The sequence below is a fragment of the Blastocatellia bacterium genome (assembly GCA_035573895.1).
Lineage (GTDB): Bacteria > Acidobacteriota > Blastocatellia > HR10 > HR10 > DATLZR01.
In genome coordinates this window covers 19,079-30,877 of record DATLZR010000030.1, presented here as the reverse complement: position 1 = coordinate 30,877, position 11,799 = coordinate 19,079, and the positions used below count along the sequence as shown (strand labels likewise).

Here is an 11,799-nt window from a genome sequence, read left to right as displayed (position 1 = left end):
CTACAACTTAAGTTGGAATTTGGGACTCGCCTCAAAGAGGATTGCGACAGCGAGCCTCGGCGTCGGACTACGATGAAATATGTCTCAGTTGGAATTTGGGACTCGCCTCAAAGAGGATTGCGACAAGGCCGAGTTCAACCCGCTGAAGACCGCATGCGCACCCTTGTGTTGGAATTTGGGACTCGCCTCAAAGAGGATTGCGACAGACGCCGAAGATGCCTACAAGATCCTCGGCGACTCGTTGTTGGAATTTGGGACTCGCCTCAAAGAGGATTGCGACTGGCCATCCGCCGTCAGGCGGACCGCCACCCCGCCTTTGGCAGGTTGGAATTTGGGACTCGCCTCAAAGAGGATTGCGACCTTTGCGCGAACGGGCAGCGGTAAATTCTACGGATTTTCAGCTCGTTGGAATTTGGGACTCGCCTCAAAGAGGATTGCGACACACCTGCACTTTTCGGACTGATCCGTCCGGCAGGTGTTCTTCGGTTGGAATTTGGGACTCGCCTCAAAGAGGATTACGTCCACGCATTGAGAACCACAGATTGCATAGGATTTGGTGAGATCCGGACTGGCTGAAGGGAGGCTTTGGACTTCCTGACCGAGAAATTGAGGAGATAGGTGTTATCATGCAGTTAAAATTTGGGAACGGCCTGAAAGAGGATTGCGACCGTGTAGTGGGGCCAGAGATCACACACATAGGAGTCGAAGTTTTGAGGACAAGTCGCATCGGGTTGTGATACAAAAGGCCACAGATTCCGCCGATAGGAGTGAAAGAGCGCCGAAAGGGTGAATCGCGACTGAAGGAGGCAGGCTGCAGAACACACAGGGGGGAGTGGAAACCGGGATGGGGATGTCAACGAGATTCCGACCTTCATGGTTCTGAGAAAATCCGTGACATCTGTGGCTGGATCTGGGACTCGCTTGACAGGGGATTGGGTTCTGCTACGGGTTTAGGATTGGTGGCGGCTTCCCCTCTTCTTTTGGAACAAGTTGGCGATGTGTCTCGTAATAGGGACGGCGGCAAGCGAACTGACCAGCGATTAGCAAAAGCAATGGGGAGAAAGGGACGAAGCGTAATCCTTGCGCTTCCGCTCGCGCTTTTGCTCGGTGGGAGCATCGCGGCGCTCGCTCAGGAGGAGCGTCCCCGTCTGCGCGTCCCGCGCGTCTCCACTCCTCCACGACTGGAGGATTACGTGCGAGGGGCGAACAATGCCGATGCGCTCTGCGTCTCCGACTTTCGCCAGCGGGAACCGGGAGATGGTGTCGCCGTGAGCCTGGAGACGACGGCCTGTCTCTCCTATGATCGCCAGAATCTCTACATTGTGTTTCTCTGCAAGGACGATCCGGCGAAAGTCCGCGCGCGCCTCTCTCGACGGGAGGCGATCTTTGAAGACGATGTGGTCGGGGTGGTCCTGGATACGTTTCGGGATCGTCGCCGCGCCTATCTCTTCCTGGCCAATCCCCTGGGCATCCAGGCCGATGGGATCACTGGCGAGGGGCAGGAAGACGACTATAGCTTCGACGCGCTCTGGTATTCTGAAGGTCGGGTGACCGAGGAGGGCTTCGTCGTATGGATCGCCATCCCCTTTCGGAGTCTGCGGTTTCCCGCGACGCGCACGCAAACATGGGGGATCGCGCTCGGGCGCATCATCCCGCGGCTGAACGAGCAGTCCTTCTGGCCCTACATCACCCGGCGCGTGGCCGGGTTCCTCCAGCAACTGGCGACGCTCGAAGGGATGGAGGACATCTCGCCCGGGCGCAACTGGCAGTTCATCCCGTATGGGGCGTTTGCTGCCGCGCGTTTCCTGGACCTGGCGAGGGCAAACGGACCGGCCTGGCGCACGGAGGTCGAAGGGCGCGGGGGAATGGATGCCAAGTTCGTCTTGCGCGATGCCGTCACGCTTGATCTCACGGTGAATCCCGATTTCAGTCAGGTCGAGTCCGATGATCCGCAGGTGACGCTCAATCAGCGATTCGAGGTGTTCTTCCCTGAGAAGCGTCCATTCTTCCTGGAGAATGCCGGATTCTTTCAGACGCTGGAGAACCTGTTTTTCTCCCGCCGGATCATTGACCCTCAATTCGGCGCGCGCGTGACGGGGAAGGTGGGACATTGGGCGCTCGGGGGTCTTGTCATTGACGATCGGGCGCCGGGCAGGAGCGTTGCTCGCGATGACCCCGCCTACGGGCGTCGGGCAGCCGTCGGCGTCCTGCGCGTGCAGCGAGAGTTCGCCGAGCAATCGAGCGTCGGCGTCCTCCTCTCACGCTGGTCCTTCATGTCGCAATCCAACGCCGTCCTGGCCCTGGATACGCTGCTGCGGCTGGGTCCAAACTGGACGTTCACTGGACAGATCATGCACAGCCTCACCCGACGCGATGGCGAACGATTCTCCGGCCCTGCGTATTCGCTCGACCTTTCCTACTCGGGACGGCACTTCTACTATTCCGGAGAGTATGTGGATCGCAGCCCCCGATTCCACACGCAGCTCGGATTCATCCGCCGTGTGGACGTGCGTCAGACGGAACATTTCGTTCGATACCGCTGGTTCCGCGAAGGGAAGCGATTGCAGAGCTTCGGGCCGAGCCTCTTCACGCTCGTCAACTGGGATCGGCGCGGTCGTCTTCAGGATTGGATCATCAGCAGCGAATTTCAGGCGCAGTTCGCCGGACCCACGGAGATCGGCTTCCGCCGGTCGGAATCGTTCGAGTTGTTTCGCGATCTCGGATTTCGGAAGCACGAAACATCCGTCAGCGTCTCGACGGCGTGGTTGCGCTGGCTCTCGCTTGGAGCAAGCTATCGGTTCGGGAGGGGGATCAATTTCTATCCCGCTCCGGGCGTGGACCCTTTCTCGGCCACCACGGCCAATGGCGAGCTGGAGCTGACCCTTCGGCCCGCCACGCGACTTCGGATAAGCCAGGTCTATCTCTACAGCCGCCTGAGAACGCACGCCGACTCCTTGCCGTGGTCGCAGGCGCAGGAACTCGCCCCAGGTGGGAAATCTGTGAGCGTTTTCAACAACCATCTGTTGCGCACGAAGCTGAACTATCAATTCACCCGCGAACTCTCACTCCGAACGATCCTTGATTATGCCGCCGTGCTTCCAAATCCGTCTCTGGTACGCGCGCAGCGGGAGAAGCGGATCGCCATGGACGTTTTGCTCACGTATCTGGTCAATCCCTGGACGGCGCTTTATGTGGGATACACGGATCGCTGGGAGAACCTCGGACTGGATCCCGCGGTCCCAGGGGGGATTCAGCGTCTGGGCGCGCCCACGCTTTCAACGGGACGGCAGGTATTTGTGAAGTTCAGCTATCTCTTCCGGTTCTGAGGTCCGGCGCCGGAGGCTGAGTTGGGCCTGCGGGTAGAAGGCGAGCGGATCTGGTTGAGGGTGGAGCCGTGAGCTGAGCCTGGCCGATGTAGTCCGTATTGAGGCTCTGCCAGCAGGCGACCGAGTTCGGCCTGGAGCGAACACGAAAGCTCGGGCCTCGGTGAGATTGGTCTTTTCCAGCCTGCGTCGGCAGGCGTTCGGGTCGGGACTGGGGCGACCGAAGCGAGCCCGATTGAGTTTCACTCCCGACAGCAAGCCAGCCGGTGGTAGCGGGCAACCGAGTCCAGCCTGGGGCGAAGCCGGAGCCGAGCTCCGTTCACGTTGACGTATTTCGTATGGAGCCTGCGGCAGCAGGCGACCGAATGTAGCCTCGGGCGAAGCCGAAGACGAGCCCTAGGACCACAGTGCCCCAATCCCTCCAAGCCCCCGACGGGGGCATCCCATCGGCTCACGCTCAGGCGCGCAACGGAGAATGCTACCCTGTTTGCCCTGCCCGCATGCATCGCACGCTCCCACCACCTCGCATCCCCTCAAATGTGTTGCGGTTTTACGAGGACTGGAACGTGTGCGCTAGGTCCGCATGCTCTCGCATTCCGACAGTTGCGTTCCGGTTTTTCTCGCAGACTGGAAAGGTTGCGCTCCTTCGGCGGAATGGAAAGTGTGCCTTGCATCTAGTGGGATTGCGATTTTCATCCTCCGTGAAAATCTGTGAAATCTATGGCTGAGTTGGTATCTGGCACGTGGTCTATCCCATCGGTCGGAGGATTTCCTGGTCTGGGGAAGGCGACGCCGGGGGCTGCGATAAACGCGGACGGCTCCGGTGATGGCGAGGGGTGGAGGAGTCGTCATCCTTCTGTCGTCGCCGTGCCAGTGCGAGACATGTGCCGGCACGGACCTATCCGAGCGATCCTTGCCTCAGCAGAGGATGGACGGGCAGCGACCCTCTGTCCTACAATCTCAGCCCGGCAGGATAAACCCAAAAGGGGAGGGTAGTGACACAATGACGAAAAGGATGGCGGGACTCTTGTTGATTTTTTTGCTCGGCGGGTGGGGGGCTGCGGCGCCCGAACCGACCCCTTCGCCATCGGCCGTCAGGATCAATCCGGTGATCAAACAGATCGTTGACTCGGTGTCGGAGGAGCGTATCGCGGCGATTCTCAAAAAACTGGAGAGTTTCGAAACGCGGAATACGCTCTCGGACCCGACGCATCCGACGCGAGGAATTGGAGCGGCGCGAAGCTGGATCTTCGAGCAGTTCAAAAGCTATAGCCCGCGACTTCAGGTTCGCTACGACACCTATATGGTGAAAAAGCAAGGGGAACGGATCGTCCGCGATGTCGAACTGAGAAACGTTGTCGCGGTGCTGCCGGGCACGACGCAACCGCAGCGGCAGATCATCATCAGCGCGCATTATGATTCGCTGGCCATTGTGCGACGTGACGGACAGGTGGATTGGTCGCAAACGGAGGTGTTCGCTCCGGGAGTGACCGATGATGGCAGCGGGACGGCGGCTGTGATGGAGCTGGCGAGAGTGCTCAGCCAGTACGAATTCGAGAAGACGCTCGTCTTCATCGCCTTCGCCGGTGAGGAGCAGGGCCTGGTGGGGAGCACCCTCTATGCGCAGAAGGCCCGCCGCGAGAATCATCAGATTGAAGCTGTACTGAACAACGACATTATCGGCAGCGATGTGACGGGCAGCGGCGCGCGGGATAATCGGAGCGTGCGGATTTTTTCCGAAGAGCCTTCGGATTCCCTCTCCCGGCAACTGGCCCGTTATGTCAAGCGAATCGGCGAAGCCTATGTTCCCTCGATGCGGGTAGATTTGATTTTCCGTCATGATCGGTTTGGCCGCGGAGGCGATCACACGCCATTTAATCACCAGGGATATGCTGCCGTGCGGTTCACCACGCCGAACGAGAATTACGCCAATCAGCATACGGCGACCGATACGTTTGAGAATTGCTCGCCGGCCTACACCGCCCTGGTGACCAAGGTGAATGCTGCTGTGGCAGCCAGCCTCGCCCTGGCTCCCAAGCCCCCGATCGTCACAAACGAGCGAGGAGCGCCGCTGATCGGTCGGGGTCGGTCGGGCTATGCCGCGCATCTGCGCTGGCGCAATGACGCGCCCGAAGCCGATCTCGCCGGTTATGCCATTGTCATTCGCGCCACGACCGCTCCTGACTGGGAACGAGAAATCTTCGTGGGCAATGTCACCGAATATGTGCTGGAAGATGTCTCGATTGATGCCTTCACCTTCGGCGTGAAGGCCATTGACAGGGATGGCAATGAGAGTTTGGTCTCGGCTTATGTCAATCCGCCCCGACCGCCAAGCCGCATTGAGATCATCGAATCCGAGCGAAAGCCGTGAGCTTCTTGACGGAGGCAGGGCGCGTCACTAGAATAGCCTGCACTATGAAAACAGCCAAACCATCATCGAGAGAGCAGTTTGTCGGCCCACTCGTTCTCGTTGTGGTCGGTGTGGTCATCGTGGGACTGATCGGGTATTTCGGGCGGTCGGCCCGTAAGGATACGTCGTCGGCAGCTCCACCGACTCCGGCGTCCGCGCCCTCTCCCGCGCCCCAATCAGATGCGCAAAATCGGACGCTTCCGGCGCGGTATCGCGCTGCCGACGCCCCGCCGAATATGGTCCTGGCCTTCGATCCTCTTTACGCCAAAGGGGATAAGAAAGCTCCGGTCGTACTCGTAGAGTTTTCCGACTACCAGTGCCCGTTTTGCGCTCGCCATGTCCGGGAGACGGTGCCTCAGATCGAGAGGGAATACGTGCAGACGGGGAAGCTCCGTTATGCTTTCCGCAACTACCCTCTGGAGGCAATCCATCCCCAGGCCTTTAAGGCCGCCGAAGCCTCCTTGTGCGCTGGAGAGCAGGGGAAGTTCTGGCAGATGCACGATCAGCTTTTCGCCAATCAACGTGCCCTGCGCCCGGAGGATTTGCACCGTCATGCCCAGACCATCGGCCTCAATGTGGCCCGATTTCGCCAGTGCCTGGAGAGCGGAAAATATGCGGGCAAGGTCCGTCAGGACCAATCCGACGGTCAGAAAGTGGGCATCCGGGGCACGCCCTATTTCGCCATCGGTTATCCTGATGGCAATGACCGGGTGAAAGTGGCCAAGATCATCAGCGGCGCATATCCCTTCCAGAGTTTCAAAGAGGCGATTGACTCGTTGCTGTCGTCCCGGAAGTAACGCCGCCTTTGTTGATTTCCCGGAGAGCGGAAAGGGCGGGGGGCCGGGGTGCACCGGGTCCAGAATATGAACGAGCGGGGAGACTCACGACACCAACAGCTTTACCTCAGCCTGACACGGCGGGCTGGCCTCTACGGGGGATTGGCCATCATTGCCTCGATCATTGCGGTGGTGAATTTCGCCGCTGTGATCACGTCGGTCTGGCGGCCGATGGGCGTGCTGAACCTGCCGGTCCATCTGCTTTTTGCTGTGACGGCGCTTCTGGCGGCGTTGAGCTTTCGCCGCACGCGGCAACGGGCTCTCTACTACCGCGATCATCTCAGCGAGTGGGATGACGACGCCGGGTGAAGGAGAGTCACCTCCGTTGTCTCCGAAAAATCATCCCCCACGGACCGGGTAGCCTGTTCCGTTTGCGATGATCCCTGGAGCAGGCCTGTGGGGAGGGTTTTGTCTGCAACGCACCGGCTGAAAAGCCCGCGCTCCCCGGAGGACTGATTTCGAGCTGATCTCGCCAGGAAAGTTGCGCGGGCGATGCGCCTGCAGGGGTGAGGATTTTCCGGCAGATTCTGGCGGAAGACATCGAACTTCAGTAAACTAATCACCCGATGAAAACCGAGCGACCGATGGTGACAATCATCGGTGGAGGGCTGGCCGGGAGCGAAGCGGCCTGGCAGCTTGCCGAGCGGGGATTTTCCGTGGCTTTGTACGAGATGCGACCGGTGCGGTCCACGCCGGCGCACAAGACCGATCGGCTGGCCGAACTCGTTTGTAGCAACTCGCTCAAATCGGATGAACCGGGAACAGCTCCCTATTTGCTCAAGGAAGAGCTGCGGCGCGCGGGCTCATTGTTACTTCATCTGGCGGCGTCCTGCCGCGTGCCCGGTGGAACGGCCCTCACGGTTGACCGCAGTCAGTTTGCCGAGCGCGTGACCGCGGCGCTCTCGGCGCATCCGCGTATCCGTCTCATCCGTGAGGAAGTCACCCGGATTCCCGAAGAGGGCATTGTGCTCATTGCGACGGGTCCGCTCACGTCCGAAGCGTTGTCGGAGGAGTTGCGGCGGCTGACGGGCCGGGAGCATCTCTATTTCTACGACGCCATCAGTCCCATCGTGGATGCCGAGACGATTGACTACGACATCGTCTTCCGCGCGGCGCGCTACGGCAAGGGCGGCGACGATTTCCTCAACTGTCCGCTGACCGAGCAAGAGTACAATCGCTTTTATGATGCCCTGATAAGTGCCGCTACGGTGGAGCTTCACGACTTCGACCGCGCCTGTTACTTTGAGGGGTGTTTGCCCATCGAAGAGATGGCCCGGCGAGGACGACTGACGCTGGCCTATGGACCGATGAAGCCGGTGGGACTCATTGATCCCCGGACCGGGCGGCAACCGTTCGCCGTCGTGCAACTGCGCCAGGAGAGTTTGCTGGCCGACAGCTACAACCTCGTGGGATTTCAGACCCAACTGAAGTGGGGCGAGCAAAAGCGCGTCTTCCGTCTCATTCCCGGACTGGAGCGGGCGGAATTCATTCGCTACGGGATGGTGCATCGGAATACCTACATCAACAGTCCCGTGTGTTTGTTGCCGACGCTTCAGCTTCGCGCCGATCCGCGACTTTTCGTCGCAGGTCAACTGACGGGTGTCGAAGGTTATGTCGAGTGCATCGCCACGGGGCTCATTGCCGCCGTCATGATTGCCGATCTTTTGCGCGGTCGCCTGCTGGTGCCGCCTCCGCCGACGACGGCCTGTGGGAGTCTCCTTCGCTATATCACCGAGAGTGATCCTCGCCATTTTCAGCCGGGCAACATCGCCTTCGCCCTGCTGCCGCCGCTCGATCCCGAGGCCAGTCGAGGCCGAAGCAAGCTTGCCCGTCGTCAGCTTCAGATCGAGCGCGCGCTCCGCGATTTCGACCGATGGCTGGTGGATCATCGCCTTCGGTCCCCCGAGGGGTTGGAAATGCAAGAGGGACAGACGGCGTCCCCTCCCGCCGAATCCCTCTCTCCGAGTCGAGTTGAATCGGGACCAGAAGAACCTGGCAAAGCAGGCGCACCGATTCTCACGCGCCATCTCGTCCTGGTGATCGGGGCGATGCTTTCTTTGCTTCTCCTTCCGGTTCGGGCGTCGGCTTCTCTTTTGCCCAGCATCCCCGGGCCTGCTCGGATGTCGGATTCATGGGTGCGGTTCTTATATCATGTTGGGCAATTGGAGCATCGGACCGGCGCGATCCGGGAAGGATCGTCCCCATCCCTGGGGCAAAAGGGAGAGGAGTCGCAAGCCGTTGTGCTTCGGTCGGACCTTGTCCTGGTGACGACCACCGTCATCGGACCCGGCGGAGAGGTCGTGCGCAATTTGACCAAGGATGATTTTGAGATCCTCGAGGACGACGTTCCCCAAACCATCTTGCTGTGCGCGAGCGAGACTGTGATGCCGCTGCGACTCGTCCTCGTCTTCGATACGAGTTTGAGCATCAAGAGCCGATTCGAGTTCGAGAAGCAGGCCGTCGGTCGCTTTTTCTCGTCGGTTGTTCGGCGAGGCGATCAAGCGGCACTCATCACCGTCGGTACGGACGTGATCGTGCAGCATGGGCTGACATCCCGTGTGGATGTGCTGGTGACGCTCGTCGAGCGGTTGAGATCGGAGGGAGCGACGGCGCTCTACGATGCCCTGGTGACGGCGGCGGACCTTTTGCGCGATGTCCAGGGGCGTCGGGTGATCCTGATCCTCTCCGATGGCCGGGATACATTGAGTCGCACGACGCTCGCTCAAGCGCTCCAGCGCGTCCAGGAAGTAGGTGCTGTCGTCTATGCCATTAATACGGCCATGCCGGGTGCTTCGCCCAATCTCCGCGAGCTGGCGGGAGAACGAGCCCTGGAGACCCTCGCCCGCGAGACGGGAGGCGAAGTCTATTTCCCTCATCGGCTGGAAGAGCTTGATCCCGTCTTCGCCCGTTTGACCGAGCAGCTCCGCCATCAGTATGTCCTCGGTTTTTCCTCATCCAACGAAGCGCGGGACGGATCGTTTCGCCGATTGACCGTTCGCGTGAAACGCGACGGGCTGGTGGCCCGCGCGCGATCCGGCTACTATGCGCCCACACGATGAGGAGGGATCATGGAAAACTACATTGACATGTTCCTTCAGCATCTCAAGTACGAAAGGAATGTCTCCGAGCACACGCTGCGGAATTACCGGATTGATCTCCTCCAGTTCTACGACTATCTCGCACCGATGAATGATCGGGGGGAGCGCCGCCCGGTGGATGTGCGCCAGATTGATAACATCACCATCCGCGAGTTCCTCTCGACGCTCTACGCGCAAAAAAAGAAGAAGAGTTCGATTGCTCGGAAGCTGGCGACGCTGCGAAGCTTCTTCAAATTTCTCTGTCGGGAGCAGGTGCTCGACCTCAATCCCGCGCGACTGGTGGCGACCCCGAAACTGGAGAAAAAGCTACCCAAATTCCTGACCGTCGAGGAGACGATTCGCTTCATTGAGATGCCCGACACGGATACGGTGCTCGGCAAGCGGGACCGGGCGATCCTGGAGCTGCTCTACGCCACCGGGATGCGGGTGAGCGAGCTTGTTAATCTCAATCTCGATGATGTGGACTTCAAAAATCGCTCGCTGCGGGTGCGGGGCAAGGGGCGGAAGGAACGGATCATTCCCTTCGGGCGGAAGGCGCTGGAGGCGCTCGAAGCCTACCTGAGCGTACGGGGACAGTTGCTCATGGAAGCTCCCGAAGAGCAGCGCGAACCGCTGGCGCTCTTCCTCAATTATCTGGGGACGCGGATCACCACCCGGAGCGTCGGTCGGCTCATTGACAAATATGCCAAGATGTGCGCCGACATCACTCCGGACATCAGTCCCCACAGCCTTCGCCATTCCTGCGCCACCCATATGCTCAATGCCGGAGCCGATCTGCGCGCGATTCAGGAATTGCTCGGCCATGCGCGGCTGACGACGACGCAAATTTACACCCATCTCTCGACGGAGAAATTGATCGAGGTCTACGATAAAGCGCATCCGAAAGCGTGACGGGGAGGAAGTCTCGGCACCCGGCGTCCGCGCGGTGGGGAGAGGACATGGCCATCGTCATTCGAGATATTCGCACCTTTGATGAACTGCGAGCGGTGGAGCAGCTCCAGAAAGAAGTCTGGGGATTCGATGATCTGGATGTCGTTTCGTCGGCTCATCTCATCGCCGTGCAGAAGAACAGCGGTGTTCTCATCGGCGCGTTCGATGGCCCGGTGCTCGTGGGGTTCGTCTACGGTTTTCTCGGATTGGAGCATGGTCGGCTCACCATGCACTCGCACATGCTGGCGGTCAAACGGGACTATCGGAGTCACAACATCGGCTATCTTCTCAAACTGGCTCAGCGGGAGCATTCGTTGAAGCTGGGCATTCGCTGGATCACCTGGACGTACGATCCGCTGCAGGCCCTCAATGCCCATTTCAACATCGTCAAGCTCGGCGTCTATGCCGATCGGTATGAGGTCAATTTCTACGGGGAAGAGACGTCCAGTTTTCTTCATCAGGGGATCGGCACGGATCGCCTCTGGGTGACCTGGCCCATCGCCAGTCAGCGAGTGGTGGCGCGAATCGAGGGGACCTCCGATGCGTCGTCACTCTCGGCCGAGGAGATCGCGCAGGTTCCGGCGCTTGTGGTCAGCTCGGCGGAGTCGGATTCTCCTGCGATAGGAGACCGGGACGCTGTGGAGCACAGCGCCGCCGTCCTGATTGAGATTCCCGCCGACATCAATCAGCTCAAGCAACACGATCCCCAGGCGGCTCGGGCGTGGCGCGAAGCAACCCGACGGGCGTTCCTCGACGCGCTCGGTCGCGGGTTTGTGGTGGAGCATTTCGTCCGCCTCAAGGAGGCCGAGCGGGTGCGATGCTTCTATCGGCTGCGGCGGCTGGAGCCGGCAGAGACCCCATGGCTGAGGGGAGAGTGAAAGACGCACTGCATATCGTCTACGGCAAATCGCCGAATGTAGTCTGGCGTGCCATCGCCGGGGAGTCTCTGCTCGTTCCCATTCGCGCGTCGGCGGCGGATCTGAGCAGCATCTACTCGCTGAATGAATTGGGCGCATTTATCTGGGAGGCTCTCGACGGACGGCGCACGGTCGAGGACATCATCGAATGTGTCGTGCGAGAGTACGATGTGGCGCGCGAGGACGCCGAGCGAGACGTTATCGAGTACCTGGCGACGCTCGAACAAATCGGGGTGATCGTTCGTTGCTTCCCTTCGGGTGAATCCTGAGGAGTCACCTTCAGCG

General features: G+C 60.0%; 8 protein-coding genes, 1 pseudogene and 1 CRISPR repeat array. All 9 genes and pseudogenes read left to right on the top strand.

The annotated features are described in order from the left end of the window. Window positions 1–11 precede the first annotated feature (11 nt). A CRISPR array of direct repeats spans window positions 12–522; the repeat unit is 37 nt; unit sequence GTTGGAATTTGGGACTCGCCTCAAAGAGGATTGCGAC. 530 nt (window positions 523–1,052) lie between these two features. After that, entirely contained in the window at window positions 1,053–3,326 is a 2,274-nt protein-coding gene (locus VNM72_03755) for a DUF5916 domain-containing protein (protein ID HXF04512.1), read from the top strand. Between the two features lie 1,000 nt (window positions 3,327–4,326). Next, entirely contained in the window at window positions 4,327–5,694 is a 1,368-nt protein-coding gene (locus VNM72_03750) for a M20/M25/M40 family metallo-hydrolase (protein ID HXF04511.1), read from the top strand. A gap of 44 nt (window positions 5,695–5,738) precedes the next feature. After that, the gene (locus VNM72_03745) at window positions 5,739–6,530 is read left to right on the top strand and encodes a thioredoxin domain-containing protein (GenBank protein HXF04510.1); all 792 of its coding nucleotides are present in this window, start codon (window positions 5,739–5,741) and stop codon (window positions 6,528–6,530) included. A 66-nt stretch (window positions 6,531–6,596) separates the two neighbouring features. After that, window positions 6,597–6,878, top strand: coding sequence for a hypothetical protein (locus tag VNM72_03740; GenBank protein ID HXF04509.1), 282 nt, complete (start codon window positions 6,597–6,599; stop codon window positions 6,876–6,878). Window positions 6,879–7,135: 257 nt separating this feature from the next. Beyond that, a pseudogene (gene trmFO, locus VNM72_03735) lies at window positions 7,136–8,449 on the top strand (methylenetetrahydrofolate--tRNA-(uracil(54)-C(5))-methyltransferase (FADH(2)-oxidizing) TrmFO). A 36-nt stretch (window positions 8,450–8,485) separates the two neighbouring features. Next, complete coding sequence (locus tag VNM72_03730; GenBank protein ID HXF04508.1) at window positions 8,486–9,628, top strand: VWA domain-containing protein; 1,143 nt, start codon at window positions 8,486–8,488, stop codon at window positions 9,626–9,628. A 9-nt stretch (window positions 9,629–9,637) separates the two neighbouring features. Then, on the top strand, window positions 9,638–10,558 hold the full coding sequence (gene xerC, locus VNM72_03725) for a tyrosine recombinase XerC (GenBank protein HXF04507.1): 921 nt from the start codon (window positions 9,638–9,640) through the stop codon (window positions 10,556–10,558). A gap of 47 nt (window positions 10,559–10,605) precedes the next feature. Next, complete coding sequence (locus VNM72_03720) at window positions 10,606–11,475, top strand: hypothetical protein (protein ID HXF04506.1); 870 nt, start codon at window positions 10,606–10,608, stop codon at window positions 11,473–11,475. Further along, entirely contained in the window at window positions 11,472–11,783 is a 312-nt protein-coding gene (locus VNM72_03715) for a PqqD family protein (protein ID HXF04505.1), read from the top strand. The genes VNM72_03720 and VNM72_03715 overlap by 4 nt, the downstream gene beginning before the upstream one ends. The last annotated feature ends 16 nt before the right edge of the window (window positions 11,784–11,799 follow it).

Excerpts from the sequence above, each read along its gene's own strand:
- VNM72_03745 (HXF04510.1), top strand. The coding sequence starts at position 5,739 with ATGAAAACAGCCAAACCATCATCGAGAGAGCAGTTTGTCGGCCCACTC.
- VNM72_03740 (HXF04509.1), top strand. The coding sequence starts at position 6,597 with ATGAACGAGCGGGGAGACTCACGACACCAACAGCTTTACCTCAGCCTG.
- xerC (HXF04507.1), top strand. The coding sequence starts at position 9,638 with ATGGAAAACTACATTGACATGTTCCTTCAGCATCTCAAGTACGAAAGG.
- VNM72_03755 (HXF04512.1), top strand. The coding sequence starts at position 1,053 with ATGGGGAGAAAGGGACGAAGCGTAATCCTTGCGCTTCCGCTCGCGCTT.
- VNM72_03720 (HXF04506.1), top strand. The coding sequence starts at position 10,606 with ATGGCCATCGTCATTCGAGATATTCGCACCTTTGATGAACTGCGAGCG.
- VNM72_03730 (HXF04508.1), top strand. The coding sequence starts at position 8,486 with ATGCAAGAGGGACAGACGGCGTCCCCTCCCGCCGAATCCCTCTCTCCG.
- VNM72_03750 (HXF04511.1), top strand. The coding sequence starts at position 4,327 with ATGACGAAAAGGATGGCGGGACTCTTGTTGATTTTTTTGCTCGGCGGG.